This window comes from Pseudomonas sp. IT-93MI4 (genome assembly GCF_949767635.1).
GTDB lineage: Bacteria > Pseudomonadota > Gammaproteobacteria > Pseudomonadales > Pseudomonadaceae > Aquipseudomonas > Aquipseudomonas putida_A.
Map to the genome: position 1 here is coordinate 190242 of NZ_CATKPP010000022.1, position 25573 is coordinate 215814.

At 60.3% G+C, this 25573-nt stretch carries 21 protein-coding genes; 11 read left to right on the plus strand and 10 right to left on the minus strand.

From position 1 onward, the window contains the following. The first annotated feature begins 10 nt into the window (after window positions 1–10). Window positions 11–982 (plus strand): CobW family GTP-binding protein, encoded by a 972-nt coding sequence (locus tag ACM6I7_RS12690; protein WP_414888682.1) that lies wholly within the window; start codon window positions 11–13, stop codon window positions 980–982. 1 nt (window position 983) lies between these two features. On the opposite strand, the gene ACM6I7_RS12695 is transcribed toward ACM6I7_RS12690, so the two are convergent. Further along, complete coding sequence (locus ACM6I7_RS12695) at window positions 984–1397, minus strand: DUF3301 domain-containing protein (RefSeq protein WP_025112628.1); 414 nt, start codon at window positions 1395–1397, stop codon at window positions 984–986. A gap of 117 nt (window positions 1398–1514) precedes the next feature. Between ACM6I7_RS12695 and pdxY the strand changes: the two genes are divergently transcribed. Further along, window positions 1515–2387 (plus strand): pyridoxal kinase PdxY, encoded by an 873-nt coding sequence (gene pdxY / locus ACM6I7_RS12700; protein WP_027610337.1) that lies wholly within the window; start codon window positions 1515–1517, stop codon window positions 2385–2387. A 135-nt stretch (window positions 2388–2522) separates the two neighbouring features. Here pdxY and ACM6I7_RS12705 read toward each other — a convergent pair whose 3' ends face one another. After that, window positions 2523–3005 carry an acyl-CoA thioesterase gene (locus ACM6I7_RS12705; RefSeq protein WP_003229693.1) on the minus strand — a complete coding sequence of 161 codons (483 nt, stop codon included), beginning with the start codon at window positions 3003–3005 and terminating at the stop codon, window positions 2523–2525. Window positions 3006–3287: 282 nt separating this feature from the next. Here ACM6I7_RS12705 and ACM6I7_RS12710 point away from each other — a divergent pair, with 282 nt between their 5' ends. Then, window positions 3288–5051 (plus strand): cation:proton antiporter, encoded by a 1764-nt coding sequence (locus ACM6I7_RS12710; protein ID WP_007960872.1) that lies wholly within the window; start codon window positions 3288–3290, stop codon window positions 5049–5051. Window positions 5052–5072: 21 nt separating this feature from the next. Here the strand turns inward: ACM6I7_RS12710 and ACM6I7_RS12715 are convergent, their stop codons facing one another. The 4 genes from ACM6I7_RS12715 to uvrD all read right to left on the minus strand — a co-directional run bounded on the left by ACM6I7_RS12715 (window position 5073) and on the right by uvrD (window position 9429). Further along, window positions 5073–5480 (minus strand): SMI1/KNR4 family protein, encoded by a 408-nt coding sequence (locus ACM6I7_RS12715; RefSeq protein ID WP_024164487.1) that lies wholly within the window; start codon window positions 5478–5480, stop codon window positions 5073–5075. Window positions 5481–5617: 137 nt separating this feature from the next. Next, window positions 5618–6493: a Tim44 domain-containing protein gene (locus ACM6I7_RS12720; RefSeq protein ID WP_007962237.1), complete on the minus strand. Its 876-nt coding sequence runs from the start codon at window positions 6491–6493 to the stop codon at window positions 5618–5620. Window positions 6494–6669: 176 nt separating this feature from the next. Beyond that, window positions 6670–7110 (minus strand): EamA family transporter, encoded by a 441-nt coding sequence (locus ACM6I7_RS12725; protein WP_027610340.1) that lies wholly within the window; start codon window positions 7108–7110, stop codon window positions 6670–6672. Between the two features lie 135 nt (window positions 7111–7245). Then, a complete protein-coding gene (uvrD, locus tag ACM6I7_RS12730) occupies window positions 7246–9429 on the minus strand; it encodes a DNA helicase II (protein WP_095137765.1) in 2184 nt (727 codons plus the stop codon). Window positions 9430–9630: 201 nt separating this feature from the next. Here uvrD and ACM6I7_RS12735 point away from each other — a divergent pair, with 201 nt between their 5' ends. From ACM6I7_RS12735 to ACM6I7_RS12745, 3 genes are all read left to right on the plus strand, one after another. Beyond that, on the plus strand, window positions 9631–12561 hold the full coding sequence (locus ACM6I7_RS12735) for a GGDEF domain-containing phosphodiesterase (RefSeq protein WP_190953459.1): 2931 nt from the start codon (window positions 9631–9633) through the stop codon (window positions 12559–12561). Between the two features lie 127 nt (window positions 12562–12688). Beyond that, window positions 12689–13555: a transcriptional regulator HexR gene (hexR, locus tag ACM6I7_RS12740; protein ID WP_007962240.1), complete on the plus strand. Its 867-nt coding sequence runs from the start codon at window positions 12689–12691 to the stop codon at window positions 13553–13555. Window positions 13556–13793: 238 nt separating this feature from the next. Then, window positions 13794–14006, plus strand: a complete 213-nt coding sequence (locus tag ACM6I7_RS12745; protein WP_027610343.1) for a PA3496 family putative envelope integrity protein — start codon at window positions 13794–13796, stop codon at window positions 14004–14006. On the opposite strand, the gene ACM6I7_RS12750 is transcribed toward ACM6I7_RS12745, so the two are convergent. After that, the gene (locus ACM6I7_RS12750) at window positions 13948–14910 is read right to left on the minus strand and encodes a LysR family transcriptional regulator (protein ID WP_027610344.1); all 963 of its coding nucleotides are present in this window, start codon (window positions 14908–14910) and stop codon (window positions 13948–13950) included. The genes ACM6I7_RS12745 and ACM6I7_RS12750 overlap by 59 nt on opposite strands. 190 nt (window positions 14911–15100) lie before the next feature. Here ACM6I7_RS12750 and ACM6I7_RS12755 point away from each other — a divergent pair, with 190 nt between their 5' ends. Further along, entirely contained in the window at window positions 15101–16516 is a 1416-nt protein-coding gene (locus ACM6I7_RS12755; RefSeq protein ID WP_027610345.1) for an acetyl-CoA carboxylase biotin carboxylase subunit, read from the plus strand. 11 nt (window positions 16517–16527) lie between these two features. Beyond that, window positions 16528–18336, plus strand: coding sequence for a sodium-extruding oxaloacetate decarboxylase subunit alpha (gene oadA, locus ACM6I7_RS12760; RefSeq protein ID WP_097089427.1), 1809 nt, complete (start codon window positions 16528–16530; stop codon window positions 18334–18336). A 132-nt stretch (window positions 18337–18468) separates the two neighbouring features. On the opposite strand, the gene ACM6I7_RS12765 is transcribed toward oadA, so the two are convergent. Then, entirely contained in the window at window positions 18469–20655 is a 2187-nt protein-coding gene (locus ACM6I7_RS12765; protein ID WP_414888683.1) for an autotransporter domain-containing protein, read from the minus strand. A 509-nt stretch (window positions 20656–21164) separates the two neighbouring features. Here ACM6I7_RS12765 and ACM6I7_RS12770 point away from each other — a divergent pair. Both ACM6I7_RS12770 and ACM6I7_RS12775 read left to right on the plus strand, forming a co-directional pair. Beyond that, a complete protein-coding gene (locus ACM6I7_RS12770) occupies window positions 21165–22517 on the plus strand; it encodes a HipA domain-containing protein (RefSeq protein WP_414888684.1) in 1353 nt (450 codons plus the stop codon). Further along, the gene (locus ACM6I7_RS12775; RefSeq protein WP_027610348.1) at window positions 22514–22792 is read left to right on the plus strand and encodes a helix-turn-helix domain-containing protein; all 279 of its coding nucleotides are present in this window, start codon (window positions 22514–22516) and stop codon (window positions 22790–22792) included. The genes ACM6I7_RS12770 and ACM6I7_RS12775 overlap by 4 nt, the downstream gene beginning before the upstream one ends. 31 nt (window positions 22793–22823) lie before the next feature. Here the strand turns inward: ACM6I7_RS12775 and ACM6I7_RS12780 are convergent, their stop codons facing one another. After that, entirely contained in the window at window positions 22824–23660 is an 837-nt protein-coding gene (locus tag ACM6I7_RS12780) for an amino acid ABC transporter permease (protein ID WP_414888685.1), read from the minus strand. Further along, on the minus strand, window positions 23657–24478 hold the full coding sequence (locus ACM6I7_RS12785) for an ABC transporter substrate-binding protein (protein WP_027610350.1): 822 nt from the start codon (window positions 24476–24478) through the stop codon (window positions 23657–23659). The genes ACM6I7_RS12780 and ACM6I7_RS12785 overlap by 4 nt, the downstream gene beginning before the upstream one ends. Window positions 24479–24589: 111 nt before the next feature. Here ACM6I7_RS12785 and ACM6I7_RS12790 point away from each other — a divergent pair, with 111 nt between their 5' ends. Beyond that, the gene (locus tag ACM6I7_RS12790) at window positions 24590–25489 is read left to right on the plus strand and encodes a homocysteine S-methyltransferase family protein (protein ID WP_027610351.1); all 900 of its coding nucleotides are present in this window, start codon (window positions 24590–24592) and stop codon (window positions 25487–25489) included. Window positions 25490–25573: the final 84 nt, after the last annotated feature.

Genomic DNA, 25573 nt, shown 5'->3' on the forward strand with positions numbered 1-25573 from the left:
ACGCCCAGTCATGTTGCAGAACATTCCTACCCATGTCATCGCCGGCCCTTTGGGCGCCGGCAAGACCAGCCTGATTCGCCAGCTCATGGCCCAACGGCCGGACGGCGAGCGCTGGGCGGTGTTGATCAACGAGTTCGGTCAGATCGGCCTCGATGCCGCGTTGCTGACCCGCGACGCCGATGGTATCGCACTGGGCGAAGTCGCCGGAGGGTGCCTTTGTTGCGTGAACGGTGCGCCGTTTCAAATCGGCCTCGGCCGTTTGCTGCGCAAGGCCAGGCCGGATCGACTGTTCATCGAGCCGTCCGGACTGGGCCATCCGGCGCAATTGCTCAAGCAGTTAGGCGAGGCGCCGTGGTTGGGTGTACTGGCGCTGCAGCCCTGTGTGTTAGTGCTGGATTCCCAAGCGCTGGCCGCCGGGAAAGCCTTGCCGACCGCTCAGCAGGAGGCTTTGGCCAGCGCCGGCCTGCTGTTGCTGAACAAGGCAGAAAGTCTGGATGAGGCTGCACGGCAGACCATCGTCGAGCGTTTGCCGGCAGTCAAAATGATCTGGACGCAGCAGGCGCAACTGCCGTTGAGCGAGCTGCCGGGTGTGGCTGCGCAAGCGGGGGCTGCGGTGGATAACCTTGTTGTGCCCGAGGGATCGGGACCGATTCCGGCGATCTGGAGCGACCCGGCATCGCCGATCTGCCTGAGTCAGGCACAGGAGGGCGGTTGGAGCATCGGCTGGCGTTGGCACCCTGGACAGACGTTCGATACGCAACGTCTGAGCCAATGGCTGCAGAGCCTGGACTGGCGGCGGGCCAAACTGGTTATCCACAGCGCCGGGGGCTGGGTGTCGGCCAATGCGGTGGATAACGCCGAACTGGATTGGCAACCGAGTGAGTGGCGACGGGATTCACGTATAGAGCTGATCTTTGCCGATGCACAACGTATCGATGCTTTGCAGTCAGGCCTGACGCAATGCCGGGTGCAGGCGGGTTAGCTCAAGGCTTCCACTTGTTGTGTTCCTGCCGCCACTGGCTCAGTTCGATCACTTCGGCCCGTGGGCGGGTAACTTCGACCACCGGCGGCGTATCGTCGAACGGCGCCGGGTAGGGCGCCAGTTCGATTTGCGCACTGTGCGCGCCGAACTGGGTGATGGTGCCGTTGTGCCGGGTTTCACCGGTCACGGTGAACTCGAAGTTATAGACCCGGGCCAGGCGCCGCCGCCCGCTGGCGTCCTTGATCAGACCGATTTTTTTCAACGCGACGTTACCGTCCAGCAGTTCGACGCCGACGTTGATGCAATGCTGCTTGACCCGCTCCAGCGCCCGCTCGCGCAAGCCGTGGTTGTGCCATAACCATGCGCCGGCAGCGGCGAACAGCATCAGCACGAAGATGTTTTCGAGGGTCAGCATCAACAGGAAACTCCAAAAGATAAGCTCAGCTTAACTGCGTCGCCGGTCTGTCGTACAGGCTGTGTTTCATCGCATACTGCGCGGCTTGAATTTCAATCGTTTTACGGAATAACCCGAATGAAACGTACGCCTCATCTGCTCGCCATTCAGTCCCATGTGGTCTTCGGCCACGCCGGCAACAGCGCCGCCGTGTTTCCGATGCAGCGGGTCGGGGTGAATGTCTGGCCGCTCAACACCGTGCAGTTTTCCAATCACACCCAGTACGGGCAGTGGGCCGGTGAAGTGCTGGCGCCGCACCAGATCCCCGAACTGGTCGAAGGCATTGCCGCCATTGGCGAGCTGGGCAACTGCGACGCCGTGCTTTCCGGTTATCTGGGCAGCGCGGCGCAGGGCCGGGCGATTCTCAGTGGCGTCGAGCGCATCAAGTCGGTCAATCCGAAGGCGTTGTACCTGTGCGACCCGGTGATGGGCCATCCGGAGAAGGGCTGCAGTGTGCCGGCCGAAGTCAGCGATTTCCTGCTGGAGGAAGCCGCTGCGGTGGCGGACATCATGTGCCCGAACCAACTGGAGCTGGACAGCTTCTCCGGGCGCAAGCCGCAGTCGCTGTTCGATTGTCTGGCGATGGCTCGGGCATTGCTGGCACGTGGGCCGAAAGCGGTGCTGGTCAAGCATCTGGATTATCCGGGCAAGCCGGCGGACGGTTTCGAGATGTTGTTGGTGACCGCAGACGAAAGCTGGCACCTGCGCCGTCCGCTGCTGGCGTTTCCGCGTCAGCCAGTGGGTGTCGGCGATCTGACGTCTGGGCTGTTCCTCGCGCGGGTACTGCTCGGCGACAGTCTGGTGGCGGCGTTTGAGTTCACCGCAGCGGCGGTGCATGAGGTGCTGCTGGAAACCCAGGCGTGTGCCAGTTACGAGCTGCAACTGGTGCGAGCGCAGGACCGGATTGCGCATCCGCGGGTGAAGTTCGAGGCGACGGCGATCAGTCTGTAAGACCGCATTACGTCCATTCGCGAGCAAGCCCGCTCCCACGTTCGACTGCATTCCCATGGGAGGACTGCGATTCAATGTGGGAGCGGGCTTGCTCGCGAAGGCGATCTGTAAAGCGACATCATTCCAAAGGGCTGATCAGGCGTCGCCCTTGATCTCCTGATAACGCTTTTCCAGCTCCTGGCGAATTTGCCGACGCTGCTGGGCCTGCATATAACGACGCTTGTCTTCGCTGTTCTGCGGTTGCAGCGGCGGCACGGCGGCCGGTTTGCGCTGGTCATCCACCGCAACCATGGTGAAGAAGCAGCTGTTGGTGTGGCGCACCGAGCGCTCGCGGATGTTCTCGGTCACCACTTTGATGCCGACTTCCATCGAGGTGTTGCCGGTGTAGTTGACCGACGCGAGGAAGGTCACCAGTTCGCCGACATGGATCGGCTCGCGGAAAATCACCTGATCCACCGACAGCGTTACCACGTAGCGGCCGGCATAGCGGCTCGCACAGGCGTAGGCCACTTCGTCGAGGTATTTGAGCAGGGTACCGCCGTGGACATTGCCAGAGAAGTTGGCCATGTCGGGGGTCATCAATACCGTCATCGACAGTTGGGCGTTTCCGGGTTCCATAACGTTCTCACGGATCAAGGCTGGATGGCTGGACGCACCTCTGCGGGTGCCTGGTGGTTTTTTCAAAAGCACCGTTATCGGGACGCCAGACGACTGGCTGCCGTCACGCCGCGACCGATCTGTTTCCTTATATTGCACCGCCTTCCAGCCGGAAGTCGCGGTGTTAACCTGCAAAAGGCCCTGCCCAAGGGCAATTCCTACACGAAAAGCGGATTTTTACCCAGCTCGCTCAGACCTTTCTGATGTCTGACGGCGGGTCACGTCATACAAGGAGCCCACACCATGCATGCCATCAGCTTTATTCAGGACCTGGCAGTGATCATGTTGGTCGCAGGTGTGGTCACCGTGCTGTTTCACCGCTTCAAGCAGCCGGTGGTGCTCGGTTACATCGTCGCCGGTTTCATCATCGGCCCGCACACACCGCCGTTCGGCCTGATCCACGACGAAGAAACCATCAAGACCCTCGCCGAGCTGGGGGTGATTTTCCTGATGTTCTGCCTCGGGCTGGAATTCAGTCTGCGCAAGTTGTTCAAGGTCGGGGCCACGGCGTTTATCGCAGCGTTCCTTGAAATCGTCCTGATGATCTGGATTGGCTACGAAATCGGCCGCTGGTTCGACTGGAACACCATGGACTCGCTGTTCCTCGGCGCAATCCTCGCCATCTCCTCAACCACCATCATCGTCAAGGCGCTCAACGACCTGAAGATGAAGAACGAGCGCTTTGCGCAACTGATCTTCGGCGTACTGATCGTCGAGGACATCCTCGGCATTGGCATCATCGCCTTGCTGTCGAGCATCGCAGTCAGCGGCACGGTCAGCTCCGGCGAAGTGTTCTCCACGGTCGGCAAACTGTCGCTGTTCATGATCGTCGCGCTGGTGGTCGGCATTTTGCTGGTACCGCGTCTGCTGGCGTATGTCGCCAAATTCGAAAGCAACGAGATGCTGCTGATTACCGTGCTGGGTTTGTGTTTCGGTTTCTGCCTGCTGGTGGTCAAGCTTGAATACAGCATGGTGCTCGGCGCCTTCCTGATCGGCGCGATCATGGCCGAGTCGCGGCAGCTGCTGAAGATCGAACGGCTGATCGAGCCGGTTCGCGACCTGTTCAGTGCAATCTTCTTCGTCGCCATCGGCCTGATGCTCGATCCTATGATCCTGCTGCAATACGCGTGGCCGATTGCAGTCATTACCGTGGCGGTGGTGCTCGGCAAGATGTTGTCCTGCGGCCTCGGGGCGTTTATCGCCGGCAATGACGGACGCACCTCACTGCGGGTCGGGATGGGGCTGTCACAGATTGGCGAATTTTCCTTCATCATCGCCGCGCTCGGGATGACGCTGCAGGTCACCAGCAACTTCCTTTATCCCGTTGCGGTGGCGGTGTCGGTGATCACCACGCTGCTGACGCCGTATCTGATCCGTGCGGCCGATCCGCTGTCGATCAAGCTCTCGGCGGCGGTGCCCAAGCGTCTGGGCCGGGTGTTCGGCATGTATGGCGAATGGCTGCGCAGCATTCAACCGCAAGGCGAGGGCGCGATGCTGGCGGCGATGATCCGGCGGATCCTGTTGCAGGTCGGGGTCAATCTGGCGCTGGTGATCGCGATCTTCTTCAGCGGCGCGTTCTTCGCCGGACGGTTGTCGGTGTGGATGCAGGACTGGATCGCTGATCCGAGCTGGCAGAAGGCGTTGATCTGGGGCGGGGCACTGTTGCTGTCGCTGCCGTTCCTGATTGCGGCGTATCGCAAGCTCAAGGCGTTGTCGATGCTGTTGGCGGAGATGGGTGTGAAGCCGGAGATGGCCGGGCGTCACACGCAGCGAGTGCGTCGGGTGATCTCCGAAGTGATCCCGATCCTCTCGCTGTTGGTGATCTTCCTGCTGTTGGCAGCCTTGTCGGCCAGTATCCTGCCGACCAACAAGTTGCTGGTGCTGGTCGCCGTGGTCGCGGCCGCCGTGGCGGCGCTGCTCTGGCGCTGGTTCATCCGCGTGCACACGCGGATGCAGGTGGCCCTGCTGGAAACCCTCGACAACCACAAGGAGTCGTCGGGGCACTGACCGACCCGGGCGTCTGGCGAATCAGCTTTCCAGCCAGACGTCCCGCGCCCAGTGCCACACCGATTCCCAGGACTCTTCGGTGATCAGCTCTTCTTCGCCGGACCACAGCACCACGGTGCCGTCTTCTTCGACGCAGTAGTAGTTGTCGCCGTCCTGGCAGATCGGGATCAGGTCGCGCGGTACGCCAGCGTCCCAGGCATTGGCCGCGACATCCGGCAAGTAGGTGTGTGATTGCGGGTCGGTGACGGTCACCGGCTCGAGGCTGCCGTACACCACGTCGCTGACGGTCAGCAGAAACTCTTTGAAGACGAACGGGATGTTGATGAAGAGTTCTTCTTCGATCTCCACCAATTGGTCTTCGTCGGGCAACTCCAGGGGAACCGGTACGGGTTCGTTGGCTTCGCGCAGTTGTTCGATGATTTCTTCCACGTCCGGGATCCTCTTGCTTGAATGGCGCGGTTTATATGGGCCGGTTTATACAGTAGCTCGCTATAGATGCAACTGCGAAATAGAAAACCCCGGCCGAGGCCGGGGTTTTTATTACCACATGCGTAACGCGATGGGGATCAGCCGTTCTGGCGGATACCGGCCACCAGCCAAGGCTGGTTTTCGCCCTGCGGACGTTCCATGTTCCAGCTTTCGCTGAACACTTCGCCCTGGTCGAAACGCGAGGTCTTCGACACGCCGCTGAAGGTCAGGGTGGCGATGGTCTTGTCGGCACGATCATCCACGCCGTCCAGCTGCACCTGCAGGTTGTCGATGTAGGTCGACTGGAAGCCGTCGCCCAGGTCCGCACGCTCACGCTTGAGGAAGTCGAGCATCTGCGGGGTCACGAACTCGGCGATCTTGTCCATTTCGTTGGCGTCCCAGTGCTGCTGCAGCGACTGGAAGTGGCTGCGCGCGGCGGCAAGGAAGTTCTGCTCGTTGAACCAGGCCGGCGCGTTGATCACCGGACGAGCGGCAACCGGCGCGGCCGAACCACCGAAGATCGAACCCATGGCGGCAGGCTTCTGCTCGAACACTTCACGCTGCATCGGCGCGCCGGCCGGAGCCAGGTGCTCCTGCTGCTTGCGTCGACGCGCGGCGATGAAGCGGAAGATCACGAACGCGATCACGGCCATGATCAGGATGTCGAAGATCTGCATGCCCTGGAAGCCGCCGCCCATGAACATGGACGCGAGCAGGCCACCGGCGGCGATACCGGCCAGAGGGCCGAGCCATTTAGAAGCGCCGCCAGCCTTGGCCGCGGCACCGGCAGCGCCGGCTGCACCAGCGGTCGCTGCTGCGCCGCCCATGCCTGGGGAAGAAGGAGCCATCTGGCTGGTCTGGTGCGTCGGCGCAGCGCCGGCGCTTTTGCCACCACCAAAGCGCTTGGCGTTGGCGTCGAGGCTCATCGTCAGGCCGATGCACAACGCCATGGCGATGCTAAGAAAACGTTTCATAAAGGGAATTCCCGTTTGTGGAGACACGCGCGCCATGTTGCACAGCTGAAGTGTTACTGGCTAGCGAGAGAGTGTTTCGGGCTTTTGCCTGACAGCTTAGGTTCAGCTCCATCGAAGCAATAAGGCCATGTACTTTTGTCTGTAGGAAAATGGGATAGGTTCAGCGGGAAACCTGCTTATCGACGCAACGCCAGCATTACCACACCGGCGGTGATCAGGCCGATGCCGCCCCATTGGCGCAGGTCGAGTTTCTCGCCCAGCAGGATCACGCCGAGCACCGCCACCAGTACCACGCTGAGCTTGTCCACTGGCGCGACCAGCGAAGCCGGGCCGACTTTCAGCGCGCGGAAGTAACACAGCCACGATGCGCCGGTACCCAGGCCAGATAACAGCAGGAACAAGTAGCTCTTGGCGGAAATTGATCCCAATGACTGATATTGGCCCGTCGCGTACAAAATCAAGGCCAGGCTGACCAGGACCACGATGGTGCGCAGCAGGGTAGCGAAGTCGGAATTGACGTTTTCGATGCCGATCTTGGCGAAGATCGCCGTCAGCGCGGCAAAAGTCGCCGAGAGCAGGGCCCAGAATGTCCAGGAAGAAAAGAAGCCTGAGCCCATGCAAATATCCTTGTTAGATCATCCGACCCCTGTGGGAGCGAGCCTGCTCGCGAAAGCCACGCTGCGGTTTATCAGATCAACCACGGTGATGTCATTCGCGAGCAGGCTCGCTCCCACAGAAAAGCGAAACCGGCGTCAGATGGCTTCCAGCTTGGCGTATCCCAGCATCAGCCACTTGCTGCCTTCGCTGAAGTTCACCTGCACCCGCGCCTGCGCGCCGGAACCTTCGAAGTTGAGGATCACGCCGTCGCCGAAGATCGAATGTCGTACCGCCTGACCGAGGCTGAAGCCGGTTTCCGGGATCTCGCTACCGCTGAACAGGTTGCTGCCGCTCATCGACTGGTTGCCGCCGAACGGTCGGCTGACACTGTTCGACAGGCGCACTTCCTGAATCAGCCCCTTCGGCACTTCACGGACGAAACGCGAGACCTTGTTGTAGGTTTCGCTGCCGTACAGGCGCCGGGTTTCAGCATAGGTCATCACCAGATTCTGCATGGCCCGGGTGATGCCGACGTAGGCCAGGCGACGTTCTTCTTCAAGGCGCCCCGGTTCTTCCAGGCTCATCTTGTGCGGGAACAGGCCTTCTTCCATGCCCACCAGGAACACGTAAGGGAATTCCAGGCCTTTGGCGCTGTGCAGGGTCATCAGCTGAATGCTGTCTTCATGCTCGTCGGCCTGGGTATCACCGGCTTCCAGCGAAGCATGGCCGAGGAATGCCGCCAGTGGCGTCAGCTCTTCGTCTTCTTCGGTGGTTTCGAAGTTGCGCGCGGCGCTGACCAATTCCTCGAGGTTTTCCACCCGGGCCTGGCCTTTCTCGCCTTTTTCCGCTTCGTGATAGGCGATCAGCCCCGATTGCTCGATGACGGTCTGCGTCATCAAGTGCAGCGGCATCTCCATGCACTTGGCGGCAAGGTTCTCGATCAGTTCGATAAACGCACCCAACGCGCCGGCAGCGCGACCGGTCAGGCCTTTATTGGCGACCAGTTGGCGCATCGCTTCCCACATCGACACATCGCTGTGACGTGCATGGTCGCGGATCGCTTCGACGGTTTTCTCGCCAATGCCACGGGCCGGGACGTTGATCACCCGCTCCAGCGCGGCGTCGTTGCCACGGCCTTCGAGCAAGCGCAGGTAAGCCATGGCGTTCTTGATTTCCGCGCGCTCGAAGAAGCGCTGGCCGCCATAGATGCGGTACGGAATGCGCTCACGGAGCAAGGCTTCTTCGAGAACGCGCGATTGGGCGTTGGAGCGGTAGAGAATCGCGATATCGCTCCGAGCCAGGCCGGTTTTCAGCGCGCTTTCGATGGTTTCGACAACGTAGCGTGCTTCGTCGTGTTCGTTGAACGCGGCGTACAGGTTGATCGCTTCACCATCGCCACCGTCGGTCCACAGCTCTTTGCCGAGACGTCCGGTGTTGTTGGCGATCAGGGCGTTGGCCGCCTTGAGGATGCCGGCGGTGGAGCGGTAGTTCTGCTCCAGACGAATGGTCACCGAATCCGGGAAGTCGGACGAGTACTGATGAATGTTCTCGATTTTCGCCCCGCGCCAGCCGTAGATCGACTGGTCGTCGTCGCCGACCACCATCAGGCTGTCGCCGCCCTTGCCGAGCAGGCGCAACCAGGCGTACTGCACGGCGTTGGTGTCCTGGAATTCGTCGACGAGGATGTGGCGGAAGCGCTTCTGATAGTGCGCCAGCAGACCCGGGTGATCGCGCCACAGGTCGAGGGCGCGCAGCAGCAGTTCGGAGAAGTCGATGACGCCGGCGCGCTGGCAGGCCGCCTCGTAAGCTTCGTAAATGCCGCGCATGGTCGCCAGGTACAAGTCGCCGCTGGCCTGAATGTGTTGCGGACGCAGACCTTCGTCTTTCTGCCCGTTGATGAACCACTGGGCCTGACGGGCCGGCCAGCGTTGTTCGTCCAGCCCCAGCTCGCGGATCACCCGCTTGACCAGCCGCTGCTGGTCGTCGCTGTCGAGAATCTGGAAAGTCTGGCTCAACCCGGCTTCCTGCCAGTGCGCCCGCAGCAAGCGGTGCGCCAGGCCGTGGAAGGTGCCGACCCACATGCCGGCCGGGTTGATACCCAGCAACTGCTCGATGCGATGACGCATCTCGGCAGCGGCCTTGTTGGTGAAGGTCACCGACAGAATGGAGTGGGGCGAGGCGTTTTCGACCTGGATCAACCAGGCGATACGGTGCACCAGCACTCGGGTTTTACCGGAACCGGCACCGGCCAGGACCAACTGACGGCCAACGGGGGCTGCTACGGCCTGGCGTTGGGCATCGTTGAGGGAGTTCAGCAGAAGGGAGAGATCATCGCGCATCGGGGCATTCTAGGGTGCGCCGCAGGCCCGGGCAAACCGAGCTTTGCATTAGCCGATGAAAGTGCCGCCGATGACGACCGGTCGGTCACTGGCTACAGGCTTCGGCCCGCCTCACTCTGCGGGTTTTGCCAGTGATCGGACGGCGGAAAGTTTCCGGCAAATTATGATCTGGAGCAGTTTGGCAACGGGGTTGGCTTGTGTATGCTCCGTCCACGTTTCGGGCCCATGCTCACTCTTATAAGAACAACAACATTGCACAAGACCCTCAGCTCAGACCTGTCGGGCCCCTCTGTGGAACCCCGGGTCATCCGCAAGCATTACGCCGTCGAAATGGCGGTCGAACGCACGCGCCTGCTGTATCAGGGCTCGCTGCTGCCGACGATGTTCATGTTACTCAATGGTCTGGTCTGCGCCGCTTTGCTCTGGAGCCCGCAGCGCTATTTCGTGGTCAGCATCTGGCTGGTCTGGTTGTTGTCGCTGGTGGCACTGCGGGTGATTCAGGTCGCGGCGTTCGATTCGGCGATCCCGGACCGTCAGGCTCAGCCGATCTGGTTTCGCATGTTCCTGCTCGGCTCGACCATGACCGGTCTGACCCTGGCCGGTGCCGGCATCGCCCTGGTGCCCGCCGACAACTTCATGCAGCAAGCCTGGGTGTTCGGCCTGATCGGTGCCGCGACGTTATCGGCCAGCGTTGCCTACGCCGTCAGCCTGCCGGCGTTTCTGTCCTTTACCTTGCCGTGCCTGCTGCCGGCGATCGGTTACCTTTTCTGGGGCGGTGATGAGCAAGCGCGCGGTTGGGGCTGGCTCGGGTTGATTCTGCTCGGTTCGCTAAGCGTGGTCGCCTGGCAGGTCAATCGGCTGATTGATCGCGGCTTGCTGCGACGCTTTCAGAATCAGCACTTGATCGAACACCTGCAGCAAGCGCAGAACCGCAGCGAGCAGCTCAATCAGGCGCTGGCCAAGGAGATCGAACAGCGGCGCTGTGCCGAGGGCCAATTGCGTGAAGCACAGATCGAGCTGGAAGATCGCGTGGCCCAGCGCAGTCGCGAACTGGACGTGGCCAATCAGGCGTTGAGCAAAAGCGAAGCCCGTCTGGCCCTGGCGTTGAAGGCCAGTGAACTGGGGCTGTGGGACTGGAACCTGCAAACCGACGAAGTCCACCACACGCAGATTCAGGAGCTGTTCGGCCTCGCGCCGGAGTACGTCACGGCGATCTTGCGCGACCTCAAGCCACGCCTGCACCCGGAGGATGTGCCAGGGCTCAAGCAGGCGCTGATCGAACACCTGAAAGGGCGCACCGAGGACTATCAGATCGAATACCGCGTACGTCACGGCGACGGTCATTGGGTGTGGATCGAGGATCGCGGTCGCGCCGTGGAGCGCAGTGACAGTGGGCGGGTGATCCGCATGGTCGGCACCCGGCGCGACATCAGCGCGAGCAAAAGCCTCGAAGAACAGCAGCGACTGGCGGCCACGGTGTTCGAAGCGGCCAGCGAAGGCATCGTCATTCTTGATCCGAACTACGCCTTGATCGCGATCAATCAGGCGTTCAGCCGCGTCACCGGTTATGACATTGAAGACATGCTCGGGCGCAACGTCGTCGAACTGCCGTGCAGCCGCGACGCCCGCCGGCATTACGTTTCGATCCGCCACGCGTTAGAGCAGCACGGCAGTTGGCAGGGCGAACTGGTGGAAACCCGCAAGAACGGCGAGCTGTATCCGCAGTGGCTGCAACTCAACGCGGTGCGCGACAGTCGAGGAAATGTCAGCCATATCGTCGGCTTCTTCGCCGATCTTTCCGCGCGGCGCGAATCCGAGGAGCGCATGCGCTTCCTGACGCACTACGATGAGCTGACCGGGCTGGCCAACCGCTCGCTGTTCCGCGAACGCCTGCACGAAGCCCATCAGCGCGTGCGTCAGGGCGGGCGCCGCAGTCTGGCGCTGCTGCACATCAATCTGGATCGCTTCAAATTGCTCAACGACAGCCTAGGCCACGAGGTGGCGGATCAGCTGTTGCAGAAAATGGCTCGACGCCTGGTCAACGCCTTGCCGGAGGCCGACACCATTGCCCGACTATCCGGTGATGAATTTGCCGTGCTGTTCGATGCCTACGGCAACCTGTCGAGCTTGGCGCGGGTCGCTACGCGGCTGTCGAGCAAGCTACGTCTGCCGCTGACGGTCGAAGGGCATGAACTGGTGGTCAGTGCCTCGATGGGCATCAGTATGCTGCCGGACAACGCCCGGGAAATCTCTGCGCTGGTCAGTCAATCGAACATGGCCATGCAACACGCCAAGCATCTGGGCGGCAACAATTTCCAGTTCTACACCGACAGCTTGCAGGCCAGTACCCTTGAGCGCCTGCAACTGGAAAACCAGCTGCGCAAAGCCATCGAAGACAAGCAGCTCAAGGTGTTCTATCAGCCGAAGCTGTGCCTGCAAACCGGGCGCCTGAATGCGGCGGAAGCGCTGGTGCGCTGGGATCATCCAAGCATGGGCCGGGTGCCACCGGGGGACTTCATTGGTTTGGCCGAGGAAACCGGACTGATCGGCCCGATCGGCGAATTCGTGCTGCGTCAGGCCTGCTGGCAGGCGTGCGAGTGGCAGCGGCAAGGGCTGGAGCCGATTCGGGTATCGGTGAACCTGTCGGTGCATCAACTGCGTCAGGGCAAACTGGTCAGTCTGGTGCGCCAGGTGCTGGAGGAAACCGGGCTGGCGCCGCACTACCTCGAACTGGAGCTCACCGAGAGTCAACTGCTCGACAGCGTCGAACACATCATCGCGACCTTCCAGCAACTGCGCGATTTGGGAGTGAAGCTGGCGATCGATGACTTCGGCACTGGCTATTCGTCGCTGAGTTACCTCAAACGGATTCCGGTGGATTACGTGAAGATCGATCAGGCGTTCATTCGCGGGCTGGGGCAGGGCAGTGAGGATGCGGCGATCACTCGGGCGATCATTGCCATGGCTCACGGGCTGTCGTTGAAAGTGGTCGCCGAAGGTGTCGAGCGGCAGGAGCAGCTGGAGTTTTTACGTGCTGAGCGCTGCGACGAAGTTCAGGGGTATCTGATCAGCCGCCCGGTGGAGGCTGAGCGTCTGGCTGGGCTTTTACGCGAACAGGGAAATCCGCTTTAAGGGCTACATGCACTCCATCGCGCCTGATACGGGGACATGGAGTTACGCATTGAGCAGGCAAAAAGCCAATTCATGTAGTATAACTACAAGCGTGCTACATCCTTGCCCATAAGAAGAGTCCAGCCCCTTGAATCTGCTGCAACACATCGCCCAGTCACGTCACCTGTTACGCAAGTCGGAGCTCAAGGTCGCCGACCACGTGCTGCTTGACCCTGCGGCGGTGATGCACAGTTCCATGGCCGATCTGGCCCACAGCGTTGGTATCAGCGAGCCGACCATCGTGCGTTTCTGCCGGGCCATCGGCTGCTCCGGGTTTCAGGATCTCAAGCTGAAACTGGCGCAAAGCCTGGCCGCTGGTGCCAGCTTCGGTCAGTTCGCGATCCATGAGGACGACTCGGTCGCCGACTACAGCCTGAAAATTTTCGACACTACCCTGCACACTCTGATGGAGGTTCGCGAGAAGCTCGATCCAGTGGAATTGCAGCGTGCGGTGACGCTGATGTCTCAGGCGCAGCGTGTCGAGTTCTATGGCTTTGGTGCGTCAGGCGCGGTGGCGGCGGATGCGCAGCACAAGTTCTTCCGTCTGCTGCTGACGGCGGCGGCGTATTCCGACCCGCACATGCAGGCGATGTCTGCAGTGACCTTGAAGCCGACCGACGTGGCGATCTGCATTTCCCAGTCCGGGCGCTCCAAGGATCTGCTGATCACCGCCAACCTCGTTCGCGAGAGCGGCGCTTCGCTGATCACCTTGTGCCCGAGCCAGACACCGCTGGCTGAGCTGTCGACCGTCAACCTGGCGATCGATGTGCACGAAGACACCGAGATCTATACACCGCTGACCTCGCGAATCGCGCATCTGGTGGTAATCGACGTGCTGGCGATGGGCGTGGCCATGGCGCGCGGGCCGAGTCTGGTCAACCACCTGAAGAGCGTGAAGCGCAGCCTGCGCAGCTTGCGGCTATCCCCCAAGGCCGTGAAAGCCCTGGACGACTGAAGTCATCTAAGGTCGTTCCGACCTTAATCGCGAGCAGGCTCGCTCCCACATTTGATCTCGGTGTGACACAAAATTTGTGCTCACAGAAGATCCACTGTGGGAGCGAGCCTGCTCGCGAAGGCGTCCTCAATAGCACCGCACTTTTCAAAAGTTTCATCGCACTGTCATCCCCGCGCAGCCAAACCGTCATCCGTCCCGCCTATCGTGAAACTCCCGTACTCGCCTTGGGAGACTCGAAATGGCTCAGCCCTACGAAGAACGCAACAGCGCCGCGAAAACCCGTCGTCAGCAGGAAGACCAGCGCCGCATGGAATTCCGTCGCGCGATCGAAGATCGCTTCGAACTTCGTCAGCTTCAAAGCGAAATCAGCGATTTTCCCGAGGACATCGAACTCAACTACTGGCAGGCAGCGCCCGCAGCTTCCCGTCGAAGCGTTCAACCAGCGCGCTGATCTGCACCCGTTCGCTGCGGATAAACGCCAGGAAGGCGTGCGCCACCGGTGACAGGCGTTTGGCCTTGGCTTGCACCAGGCACCAGCTGCGAAACAGCGGCAACTCTTCGACCGGCAGCTCGACCAGGCCGCCGGTCGCCAGCTCCAGGTTCAGGGCGTGGCGCGTCAACAGCGCCAGGCCCAGACCCGCCACCACGCATTCACGCTGGGCTTCGGCTGACGCCACTTCCTGGGTCTGGGTAAAGTGCACGCGTTTCTCCTTGAAATACTCTTCACAGGCCAGTCGCGTGCCCGAACCGGGTTCGCGGATCAGCAGTGTGTAAGGCTCAAGATCCTGCAGGCGCAGCGGCCCCATGTGTGCCAGCGGATGGTCCGGACGCGCGACAGCGACAATCGGATTATTGAGAAACGGCAGGAACTCCAGGCCCATGTCCTGCGGCACCATCGACATGATCACCAGATCATCGCGGTTGTCCGAGAGGCGACGAATTACCTGGCCACGGTTAACCACCGTCAGTTGCAGATTCACTTCCGGATGCTGGCGCTTGAACGCGGCGAACAGGTGCGGCACGAAGTATTTGGCGCTGGATTCCACTGCCAGTTTCAGCTGGCCTTGCAGCGAGCCCTGCATGTCCGACAGCTGCATGTCGAGGTTTTCCAGGCGGCCGAAGATGTCCCGGCTGGCACGCTGCAGGGCTTCGGCGGCCTCGGTCATGTAGAGTTTTTTGCCGACATAATCGAATAATGGTTGCCCGATCAGCTCTTCCAGCTGACGAATCTGCAGGCTGACGGCCGGTTGTGTCAGAGACATTTCATCGGCTGCGCGGCTGTAGGAACGTAAATCACACACTTCGTTGAAGATCTGCAACTGGCGTAATGTCATACGCATCAAGGACTTACGCATTTTTTATAGGCTCTGACGGCAGGCTGATGGTTTAACTATAAGTCTTTGCTTATGCCTGACCCAATTTTTATTCATTTTTGTTAATCCCTTGTGAGGGCTAGTGTGGGGGCGCGACCAGATTGAAACATTTGGTCACGCGTCGACCTGGGTCTAGCAGGTCGTGGTGCCACCGGCTCAAGGGAATTTCCAAGTGATAAAAAAGATCCTGATCGCCAACCGTGGTGAGATTGCCGTACGAATCGTGCGGGCCTGCGCCGAGATGGGCATTCGCTCGGTAGCGATTTTTTCCGACGCCGATCGCCATGCCCTGCATGTGAAGCGTGCGGACGAAGCCCACAGCATCGGTGCCGAGCCACTGGCCGGTTACCTCAACCCGCGCAAGCTAGTGAACCTGGCGGTGGAAACCGGTTGCGATGCCTTGCACCCCGGTTACGGCTTCCTCTCGGAAAATGCCGAGTTGGCAGACATCTGCGCCGAACGCGGAATCAAATTCATTGGCCCGTCGGCGGAAGTCATTCGCCGCATGGGCGACAAGACCGAAGCCCGGCGCAGCATGATCAAGGCCGGCGTACCGGTCACCCCGGGCACCGAAGGCAACGTGTCGGGCATCGAAGAAGCCCTGACCGAGGGCGACCGCATCGGTTACCCGGTGATGCTCAAGGCCACCTCCGGTGGTGGCGGGCGCGGCATTCGTCGCTGCAACAGCCGCGAAGAACTCGAACAGAACTTCCCTCGGGTCATCTCCGAAGCGACCAAGGCTTTCGGTTCGGCGGAAGTGTTCCTGGAGAAGTGCATCGTCAATCCCAAGCACATCGAAGCGCAGATCCTCGGCGACAGCTTCGGCAATGTGGTGCACCTGTTCGAGCGTGACTGCTCGATTCAGCGCCGCAACCAGAAGCTGATCGAGATTGCCCCGAGCCCGCAACTGACCCCGGAACAGCGCGCCTACATCGGCGACCTGTCGGTGCGTGCGGCCAAGGCTGTGGGCTACGAGAATGCCGGCACCGTGGAGTTCCTGCTCGCCGAGGGCGAGGTGTACTTCATGGAGATGAACACCCGGGTGCAGGTGGAACACACCATCACCGAAGAAATCACCGGGATCGATATCGTCCGCGAACAGATCCGCATCGCCTCCGGCCTGCCGCTGTCGGTGAAGCAGGAAGACATTCAGCATCGTGGTTTCGCGTTGCAGTTCCGCATCAACGCTGAGGATCCGAAGAACAACTTCCTGCCGAGCTTCGGCAAGATCACCCGCTACTACGCCCCCGGCGGCCCCGGCGTGCGTACCGACACGGCGATCTACACCGGCTACACCATTCCGCCGTTCTACGACTCGATGTGCCTGAAGCTGGTGGTCTGGGCGTTGACCTGGGAAGAGGCGATGGACCGGGGCCTGCGCGCCCTCGACGACATGCGTCTGCAAGGCGTGAAAACCACCGCCGCGTACTACCAGGAAATCCTGCGCAATCCGGAATTCCGTAGCGGCCAGTTCAATACCAGCTTCGTTGAAAGCCACCCTGAACTGACCAACTACTCGATCAAGCGCAAACCCGAAGAGCTGGCCCTGGCCATCGCCGCCGCCATCGCCGCCCACGCAGGCCTGTGAGGAATACAACAATGTCCAAGAAAATTTTCGTAACCGACACCATCCTGCGCGACGCTCACCAATCGCTGCTCGCCACCCGCATGCGCACTGAAGACATGCTGCCGATCTGCGACAAGCTCGATAAGGTCGGCTACTGGTCGCTGGAGTGCTGGGGCGGTGCGACGTTCGACGCCTGCGTGCGCTTTCTGAAAGAAGACCCGTGGGAGCGTCTGCGCCAACTGCGCGCCGCGCTGCCCAACACCCGTCTGCAAATGCTTCTGCGCGGGCAGAACCTGCTGGGCTACCGCCACTACAGCGACGACGTGGTCAAAGCTTTCGTTGCCAAGGCAGCGGTCAACGGCATCGACGTGTTCCGCATCTTCGACGCAATGAACGACGTGCGTAACCTGCGCGTAGCGATCGAAGCGGTGAAGGCTGCCGGCAAACACGCTCAGGGCACCATCGCCTATACCACCAGCCCGGTGCACACCATCGACGCGTTTGTGGCGCAAGCCAAGCAGATGGAAGCCATGGGTTGCGACTCGGTGGCGATCAAGGACATGGCCGGTCTGCTGACACCGTACGCCACCGGCGAACTGGTTCGCGCACTGAAAGCCGAGCAGTCGCTGCCAGTGTTCATCCACTCGCATGACACGGCGGGTCTGGCGGCGATGTGCCAATTGAAAGCCATCGAAAATGGTGCCGATCACATTGATACCGCGATCTCCAGCTTCGCCTCGGGCACCAGCCATCCAGGCACCGAGTCGATGGTTGCTGCGCTCAAAGGCACCGAGTACGACACCGGTCTGAACCTGGAGCTGCTGCAGGAAATCGGTCTGTACTTCTACGCCGTGCGCAAGAAGTACCACCAGTTCGAAAGCGAGTTCACCGCAGTCGATACCCGCGTGCAAGTCAACCAGGTACCGGGCGGGATGATCTCCAACCTCGCCAACCAGCTGAAAGAGCAGGGCGCACTGAACCGCATGGCCGAAGTGCTGGCGGAAATCCCGCGGGTGCGTGAAGACCTTGGTTTCCCGCCACTGGTGACCCCGACTTCGCAGATCGTCGGCACCCAGGCGTTCTTCAACGTGCTGGCCGGCGAGCGTTACAAGACCATCACCAACGAAGTGAAGCTGTACCTGCAGGGCGGTTACGGCAAGGCGCCGGGCGTGGTCAACGAAAAACTGCGTCGTCAGGCCATCGGCAGCGAAGAGGTGATCGACGTACGTCCGGCCGATCTGCTCAAGCCGGAGATGACCAAGCTGCGTGCCGACATTGGCGCACTGGCCAAGTCTGAAGAAGACGTGCTGACTTTCGCCATGTTCCCGGACATCGGCCGCAAATTCCTCGAAGAGCGTGCCGCCGGCACTCTCGTTCCGGAAGTGCTGTTGCCGATCCCTGAGGCCGGTGGTGTGGCGAAGGCCGGCGGCGAAGGCGTGCCGACCGAGTTTGTCATCGACGTCCACGGCGAAACCTACCGCGTCGACATCACCGGTGTCGGCGTGAAGGCCGAAGGCAAGCGTCACTTCTACCTGTCCATCGATGGCATGCCGGAAGAAGTGGTGTTCGAACCGCTCAACGAATTTGTCGGCGGTGGCAGCAGCAAACGCAAACAAGCATCGGCACCGGGCCACGTCAGCACCACCATGCCGGGCAACATCGTCGATGTGCTGGTGAAGGAAGGCGACACCGTCAAGGCTGGCCAGTCGGTGCTGATCACCGAAGCGATGAAGATGGAAACCGAAGTTCAGGCAGCGATTGCCGGCAAGGTCACCGCCATCCATGTGGCCAAGGGCGACCGGGTGAATCCTGGCGAAATCCTGATCGAGATCGAAGGCTGAGATAACTGCCGCGATTCAACGTTTTAAACCTCGGGGGGGGCATGTGCTCCCCTTTTTTTTCGCCTGCAATATGCCGTTCTCTGTAGGAGCTGCCGAAGGCTCGGGCCTGCGGCAGCTACACGTCGCTTTGTGTCAGAACGCCATGCGCCACTGGCCCATCACGCCGTAACTGCGGCTGTCGCTACCGGCCTCGCCAGTGAGCCCAACGCCCAGAGTGTTACGGGCGGACAGGGTCAGATCCAGACCGGCGTCCAGCGTGAAGCTGTTGCGATCCATCTCGGCCCCGGCGACTTTAAAGCTTCTGCCACCCTTGACCAGTTGCTGGCGCGTTTCGTTATCGAGCTCGCCGTAGGTATGTTTCACGCTGGCGCTGAGACGTGGCGTCAACTGCATGCCGTTGGCCAGGTGACTGGTTTTCGCCAGGCGCAGGCCGACGGTGCTGCTCGGGTTCGCCCGGGTCTGCCCCTGAACCTTGAGCGCCGCATTGCCACCTTTCTCGGTGTAACCATCACGCTGGTAGCGTTGATAACCGACACTGGCGAACGGTTCGAAGCTGACGTTGCCACGTCCCAGGTTGTAGCCGACTTCGGCAAACACCTGCTGGGTGCTGGCGTCATAGCTGCTCTTGAGGCGATCACTGAAACCATTGAAGGCAACGCGACGTTTGCCACTGCCGTCATGACTACCGTACGAGGCGCCCAGGCGCAGGGCGAACGGGCCGTCCTGACGCAGCGCGTAGGCGCCGAGGTGCCAGCTGTCGAGATCACCGTCGAACTGCCGGGCATCGAAGCGGGTTTGCGCTTTTGCGCCCATCAGGCCGACATGCCATTGCTCGTCGATTCGCCAGTCGGCCCCCATGATCAGACCTTGAGTGGAATGCTTCAGGACACTGTCGGCGTCCCGGTCGACCTTGCCGCCATGCCCCAGCGCTTGCAGCCAGACCCGTCCATTGCCTTCGTCGGAAGCAGCCAGACGTGGTGCATTCCCTGAGCTCCGCGCTCCATTGGCGCTGTCCAGTTGATGCATGGCCGAAAGCATGCTGGCGCTGAGCGGATTGACGCTGCTCAGTGTGGCTTTGGCGAGGTTGGCGTTGCTGCCGGCGGCGAGTTGTTCGAGAGCCACGCTGGCCGTTGGCTTGCTGGCGCCGAGCAGGGCCGTGACGGCAGTATTTTGAGGTGTGGCCGCGCCCATGGCTGTGCTTGGTTGGCGAGATACCGCAGGTTCTTGAGGTTGCTGAGGTTGCTGAGGTTGCTGAGGTTGCTGAGGTTGCTGAGGGGTGGAGGGTGTCTCGTCAATGCTTTGCGCGAGCGCCTGACTATTCTGCGTGGTCGCAAGGTTTTCGAGCGGCACATCGTTACGGGCATAGAGCAAGCCCACTCGTTGTGTTTCGTAGTGCAGCGTCGGGGTCATGTATGCCAGATCGTTTTCAATGGTGCCGAACTGTCCCTCAATCTTTCCCGCTTCCAGAACGGTGTGCTGACTGCTTTGCGGGTAGTCGCCGGCGGTGACGAGTTTCAGGGTGGCGTCACCCAAATGAGCAGTTCCCTTGACGATCACGGTCGGACTGTTACCGGAGGCATCCACGGCATAGGCCAGCACGGCAGAACGGGTCAGGCGCAGATCTCCCGCGACCTTGGGGGCGCCGTAGACATCGTCGACGGTCATGCGTCCGTACACGTTCAAATGATTAACCGCACCATTCCCGGCTATATGGCCGTTTTCCTGAACCTCCACCATGCCGTCAATCAGGCCCTGGTTGGTGAGGTCGCCGCCAGACGCGACAGTGGCGCCGCCATTGATCGCCCCTTTGTTGATCAAGATGCCCTCGGTCACTGCCGAGCCCAGAATTTGCCCTTCATTGACCAGCAGAGCCTTCGGATGAACCAGTACACCGAGGCTGAAATCACCCGGTCCGCTGCGGGTCCAGCTCCCGCGCCTGACCTCCAGCCCACTGAAGTTACGGGTTTCACCCAGCACGCCTTTCCTGTTCGCGTCGAGTTGCAGCAGGTTATCGCCCCCGCCACCGTCGACCAGGCCGGCGAAACTGCCCCGAGATTGCACTGTGACAAGGTCATTGCGCTCATCGAGCGCCAGCGCCACACCCTCCTGTGCCGGATAGGCTTTGCTGACCTTCAGTTGGACGGTTTCCGGATGATTGGTGAAAGCGTTGATCGCTGATTTGAATGTTTCAGGGTAAGCGGGAGAGATGCCTTGAGTTTCAGGCGGTGCGTCCTGAGCCATGGACAGATCGGCACATCCCATGGCCAAAGCAATGGCTAATGTCAGGTGTTTTGGTCGAAAGTGGAATTGAACGGGCATCGAGTTCAGCCTCTCGTGGAAGGAGGCCAAACTCTAAGTTGGAGCCGGCAGGCGCCGATGTCAGCCGGATCGCTCGGTGCTGCGGGCTGCGTCTGTTTGATCTTCGGAAAAGAGCGGCTCGACAAAAATTGGCGGATTACGTCGTGCCGTCGCGTTGTCTTTTCCTACAAATTGAATTGCCATTAGCCGCTTGTAATGATCAGAAATTCATTTGCCAGTGCCGATCAACCCGTGGTTGCGACTGTTGCTTCCAATCTCGCCGCTGCAGGGCGAGAAAGGCATGGATGGAGGGCCTTTTGTTACTAGCGGGCGGTCCGTAAATCGAGGGGTTCTTACAGAATGAAGTCGGAGGATGACCTGCATTATTTTGCGTTCAGATGATCTTAAGCTCAGTCGTATCTGCATTTTGTTGCAGATTGCAACGCCCCATCATCCGTCGAAATGCACTATATTGCATCTGCGGGCAATAAATCGCCTGTTTGAATGCAATTAAATGCAGGTGTCGAGACATGTACGACCTGACATTACAGATATTCAGTGCTGGAAAATGGCACGACGCAATGATTCTCAGGTTCGACAATCCTGAAAAGGGGTTCGAAAGTCGCTGCAGCTTCGGCTACGAGACGCCATACCTTGTCGAAAATATTGAAGCCACAGGCTCTCCGTTTTCCAAGGCCGTCAGTGCGTTGTATCCATTGGATTGGGAAGGGCGACGCTCCAGTACGCCCGCATTTGTCTATGACACTGCCCCCGCAGGAGCGGCAAAAAGATTTCTGCTTGCGCGTCTGGGGCAGGAGAAACCGGCGCATATCGGTGCCGATCTGTATCTGCTCGGCCAGAGCACTCCAGCTCCCATTGGCAATATGCGCATAAAAGAGTCGGCCGAGGCTGTCGATGAGCGTGAGCCCATCGGATTCAAGCGTGAGGATGTTGTTCACCGCGACAGTCGCTTTCTGGAATATGCCTATGAGCAAGGTGCGGCAATTGGTGGTGCTACAGGGGCAGGCGGTGAAGCACCGAAGCTATTGTTGACTGAAAACAAGGCCGGCCTTTTGTACCCCGATGCGGTATTGGGCGATGAAGAGGTCAGGCAGCATTGGTTTATAAAATTTGCCAGAAACAAAGGAAGTCTGGTCGATCAAGATATCCTGCGCAGCGAGTTCCATTACTACAAGGCGCTTCAGAAACTCGGCATTGAAACGATCGCGGTAGAAGGTTTGGCACTAGAAGAGGCGAGTAAGCCGAGCTTGTGGATGCAGCGCTTTGATCGAGAAGTAACGAACGGTGAAGTCAGTCGTTTTGCTGTCGAGTCGATTTATTCACTGGCTCAAGTAACGGCGCCGGGAAGTGCAATGAACCATATGGATGTCATCCGCATGCTCGCCGGGCTCTGGCGAAAAGCAGGACAGGCCAGTCAGATTCCCGCACTGGTGACGGATTACTTACGTCGGGACCTGATCAACAAGATCCTCGGTAACTCGGATAACCATGGTCGTAACACCGCGATAATTCGCCAGGAAAGTTCGTTTCGTCTGGCGCCGATCTATGACTTGGCCCCGATGGTCATGGATGACGAGGGTGTGACCCGTACAACCAAATGGCCAAAAGATCTGGAGAGGGCGGGAGAGGTCGATTGGCGGGGAGTGTGCCGCGCATTGGCTGATATCACCGATCCTAAAGACCCTTTGGCAGGTTTGACCGACGCATCAGATCCTTTCGAACGCTTGCGTGAAGATGCCCAGCGTCTGTCGGCGCTCCCCGACATATTGACGGCGAGTGGTTTGCCCGACAGAACGATGAACCACCCGGGAATCCATCTGAAAAATCTGGAGCAACGCTTGAAAGAGTGGGATCTGAAATGAGCATGACAGTAGCCGAGCGCACGGTGCTCATCGAAAACATTCAAGAGGCGCTGGCCCAAGGGACACTGGAGATCGGTGAAGCGGTTCGTCGTCTACGCGTGGAAGTGACCGGTCTGCATCAAACCCAGTTTGCCAGGATGTGCAAAATATCGGTTCGCACGCTGGTGCATATCGAGCATGGCGAGGGCAATCAGACATTGAAATCGTTGAATGCGGTGTTTCGTCCGTTTGGACTGAAAATGGGCGTGGTGCGGATCCGACGAGAGATCAATTAAAAACCGACGCTGGCGCAAGGTGCTGATTAACCTATCTACGCCGCACATAAGCCTTGCCGTAATACCGCTCCATGCGCGCCTGGATCAGCTCCAGACCGATCGACATCAGCCAGTAGATGATCGCCGCCGTGGTCAGCATCTCGATATAGCGGTAGCTCGAGCGTCCGTAAGACTGCGCCAGAAACATCACTTCCCAGACGCCCATCACCGAGATCAGTGACGAGTCCTTGAGCATCGAGATGAACTGGTTGGTGGTCGGCGGGATGATCGTGCGCATCGCCTGGGGCAGGGTGATGCGCCAGAAGATCACGCTCTCGCGCATGCCCAGCGCCAGCGAAGCTTCGCGTTGGCCGTAGGGCACGCCGAGGATACCGGCGCGGAAAATTTCGCTGAGGTAGGCGCCGTAGTTAAGTGACAGGGCAATGATCCCCGCCACCACCGCGCCGGGCACCACACCCAGTTGCGGCAGGCCGAGGTAGATCAGCAGGATCTGGATCAGCAGCGGCGTGCCGCGAAAGAACGAGGTGTAGAAACTGGCGATCCCGAATGCCACGGCGCTTTTCGACAGGCGCGCCAGAGCGGTGACGAAGCCCAGCAAGGACGAGGCGACGATCGCGCAGGCGCAGAGAAACAGGGTCAGGGCCGCGCCCTGCAGAAAGCCGTTGGGCGCCAGGTGCACGCCGAGCAGATTCGGCAGCTTGTCGAGGATGATCGAGAGCTTCAGGTCGAAGCTGAGGAAAAAACCGGCAAACAGGCTGAACATCGCCGCCCAGGTCAGGTACAGGCGCGTGCGGAAACCAAGCAGCCGTTGCAGGCGCGATTCAGCCACCGGTTGCGGCGGCTGTGGAGGTGTCGGGAAGGCAGTCATTGGCTGATATCGGCGCCGATCCATTTCTGCGACAGCTTGCTCAGCGTGCCGTCCTGCTTGAGTTGCGCAAACACCTCGCGCACTTTGGCGTCCCACTCGGCATCACCCTTTTCGATGGCCACCGAGTTCGGCTCCGAGTACAGCGGCGCGCCGGCCAGTTTGAAGCGCTGGTCCTGATTCAGGCGCGGCTGCGCGGTCACCAGGTTGGTGAGGATGGCGTCCAGGCGCACACCGGCGCCCAGGCCCAGGTCCTGGAAGGCAACGTTGTCGGTATCGTACGGAGCGATCTGCACATCCTCGAACGGGTACTCCAGACGCGTGTCTTCGGCGCCTTCGATGACCAGATTCTTGTTCAGATAGCTTTCGTAGCTGGAGGCGCTGGTCAGGCCGACTTTCTTGCCGCTCAAGTCTTTGGCGCCGTGGATGCGATCGTCCTTGGCGTTGACCACGATCACGGCGGGCGAGGCGTAGTACTCGACCGGGAAATCGAACACTTCGGCGCGCGCCTTGCTCGGGGTCATGGAGCAGATGCAGATGTCATAGCGCCCGCTCCAGCGGCCGGCAGCGATCACGTCCCAGGAGGGTGTTTCGAGGCGCAGCTTGACCCCCAGCTTGTCCGCAACGGCTTTGGCGACGTCCACGTCGAAGCCGTCGAGCTGATTCTGCTCATTGAGAAACGAGAAGGGTGGGTAGCTTTCCATCAGCACGCCGACCAGTTGTTTTTTCTGTTCGACGCGATCGAGTGTGGCGCCGCCGAAGGCTTGAGTGGACGCGGCCAGAATCGTCAGGCCCAGGGCCAGTAGCGGTTGAAGTTTCACAGTCGACACCTGAAAAAAAGGGGTTGTTATTAACCGAATGGTGCGTATTAAATAGTTATAAGAACCACTCTGGTAGTGAGTAATTTTCATAAGCATATGAGCGAAAAGCATATGGGCACAGCAAGCACGGTAATTCTCGATGGCGGCATGGGCCGTGAGTTGCAACGCGCCGGGGCGCCGTTTCGGCAGCCCGAGTGGTCGGCGCTGGCCCTGATCGAAGCACCGCAAGCTGTCGAAGCGGTGCACGCCGCCTACATCGCCAGCGGCGCCAATGTGATCACCAGCAACAGCTATGCGGTCGTGCCGTTTCACATCGGCGAGGCGCGGTTTGCCGCTGAAGGTCAGGCACTGGCGGCGTTGGCCGGAGAGCTGGCGCAGCGTGCGGTGCAGGCCTCGGGCAAAGCGGTGCGAGTGGCCGGTTCGTTGCCGCCGCTGTTCGGCTCCTATCGCCCGGATCTGTTCGAAGCGGCGCGGGTGAACGAATTGCTGACGCCACTGGTGACCGGCCTGGCGCCACATGTCGACCTGTGGCTCGCGGAAACCCAGAGCTCGATCATCGAGGCGCGTTCCATTCGCGCCGGTCTGCCGCAGGACGGCAAACCGTTCTGGCTGTCGTTTACTTTGAAGGATGAAGACACCGATGAGGTGCCGCGTCTGCGTTCCGGCGAACCGGTGGCCGAAGCAGCGGCGGTGGCGGCGGAATTGGGCGTCGAGACGCTGCTGTTCAACTGCAGCCAGCCGGAAGTGATCGGTGCGGCGATTGATGCGGCGCGCGATACCTTCGAACGCCTGGGTGTGCAGATTCATATCGGCGCGTATGCCAATGCGTTTCCACCGCAACCGAAAGAGGCGACCGCTAACGACGGTCTCGACCCGCTGCGCGACGATCTGGATCCGCCAGGGTATCTGCACTGGGCGAAGGATTGGCAGCAGCGTGGTGCCAGTCACCTGGGCGGTTGCTGCGGGATCGGCCCGGAACACATCGCGGTGCTGGCGCAAAAGTTGGGGTAAACAACAGATCAAAAGATCGCAGCCTGCGGCAGCTCCTACATGGGATTGACGTTCACCCTGTAGGAGCTGCCGCAGGCTGCGATC

Excerpts from the sequence above, each read along its gene's own strand:
- ACM6I7_RS12735 (WP_190953459.1), top strand. The coding sequence starts at position 9,631 with ATGCTCCGTCCACGTTTCGGGCCCATGCTCACTCTTATAAGAACAACA.
- ACM6I7_RS12765 (WP_414888683.1), bottom strand. The coding sequence starts at position 20,655 with ATGCCCGTTCAATTCCACTTTCGACCAAAACACCTGACATTAGCCATT.
- uvrD (WP_095137765.1), bottom strand. The coding sequence starts at position 9,429 with ATGCGCGATGATCTCTCCCTTCTGCTGAACTCCCTCAACGATGCCCAA.
- ACM6I7_RS12720 (WP_007962237.1), bottom strand. The coding sequence starts at position 6,493 with ATGAAACGTTTTCTTAGCATCGCCATGGCGTTGTGCATCGGCCTGACG.
- ACM6I7_RS12780 (WP_414888685.1), bottom strand. The coding sequence starts at position 23,660 with ATGACTGCCTTCCCGACACCTCCACAGCCGCCGCAACCGGTGGCTGAA.
- ACM6I7_RS12705 (WP_003229693.1), bottom strand. The coding sequence starts at position 3,005 with ATGGAACCCGGAAACGCCCAACTGTCGATGACGGTATTGATGACCCCC.
- ACM6I7_RS12745 (WP_027610343.1), top strand. The coding sequence starts at position 13,794 with ATGGCTCAGCCCTACGAAGAACGCAACAGCGCCGCGAAAACCCGTCGT.
- ACM6I7_RS12725 (WP_027610340.1), bottom strand. The coding sequence starts at position 7,110 with ATGGGCTCAGGCTTCTTTTCTTCCTGGACATTCTGGGCCCTGCTCTCG.
- ACM6I7_RS12775 (WP_027610348.1), top strand. The coding sequence starts at position 22,514 with ATGAGCATGACAGTAGCCGAGCGCACGGTGCTCATCGAAAACATTCAA.
- ACM6I7_RS12695 (WP_025112628.1), bottom strand. The coding sequence starts at position 1,397 with ATGCTGACCCTCGAAAACATCTTCGTGCTGATGCTGTTCGCCGCTGCC.
- ACM6I7_RS12770 (WP_414888684.1), top strand. The coding sequence starts at position 21,165 with ATGTACGACCTGACATTACAGATATTCAGTGCTGGAAAATGGCACGAC.
- oadA (WP_097089427.1), top strand. The coding sequence starts at position 16,528 with ATGTCCAAGAAAATTTTCGTAACCGACACCATCCTGCGCGACGCTCAC.
- ACM6I7_RS12790 (WP_027610351.1), top strand. The coding sequence starts at position 24,590 with ATGGGCACAGCAAGCACGGTAATTCTCGATGGCGGCATGGGCCGTGAG.
- ACM6I7_RS12690 (WP_414888682.1), top strand. The coding sequence starts at position 11 with ATGTTGCAGAACATTCCTACCCATGTCATCGCCGGCCCTTTGGGCGCC.
- pdxY (WP_027610337.1), top strand. The coding sequence starts at position 1,515 with ATGAAACGTACGCCTCATCTGCTCGCCATTCAGTCCCATGTGGTCTTC.
- ACM6I7_RS12750 (WP_027610344.1), bottom strand. The coding sequence starts at position 14,910 with ATGCGTAAGTCCTTGATGCGTATGACATTACGCCAGTTGCAGATCTTC.
- ACM6I7_RS12710 (WP_007960872.1), top strand. The coding sequence starts at position 3,288 with ATGCATGCCATCAGCTTTATTCAGGACCTGGCAGTGATCATGTTGGTC.